Genomic DNA, 407 nt, shown 5'->3' with positions numbered 1-407 from the left:
CTTCGGGTCGGGTTGGAACGGGTTGGGGGTGAGCGGGTCGGCTGGTGCACGTTGTTGGGTCCTGAGGGACCAGGCTTCCCAGTCTTCGGGCTGGGGGTTGAGCCGCACGGAGTGATCCGTATGGTTCTTCGATGGGCTGCATGAAGCTGGGAGCGTTGCTCCTGGGGGAGTGTGGTGCCGATCGTATGTTGAGAACTACACAGTGGACGCGAGCATCTTAGATCGCTCGCAACGAACCCAGGGTCTTCGGATTCCGGGGTTGTTGACGAGTCGATCGCAATTTTAATCTTTGTGGTCAAGTTTCTAAGAGCAAACGGTGGATGCCTTGGCATCTGGAGCCGAAGAAGGACGTAGAAATCTGCGATAAGCCTCGGGGAGCTGATAATCGAGCTGTGAGCCGAGGATTT

Annotated in this window: 1 rRNA gene; it reads left to right on the top strand. The window is 56.8% G+C overall.

Going from position 1 to position 407, the window contains the following annotated elements:
- Nucleotides 1-293: 293 nt before the first annotated feature.
- A 23S ribosomal RNA gene (locus HP507_RS01005) occupies nucleotides 294-407 on the top strand; the annotation flags it as partial.

The sequence above is a fragment of the Curtobacterium pusillum genome (assembly GCF_013359865.1).
GTDB classification, from domain to species: domain Bacteria; phylum Actinomycetota; class Actinomycetes; order Actinomycetales; family Microbacteriaceae; genus Curtobacterium; species Curtobacterium pusillum.
Note: the sequence above shows the minus strand (reverse complement) of the source record. Positions and strands in the feature narration are given on the sequence as shown.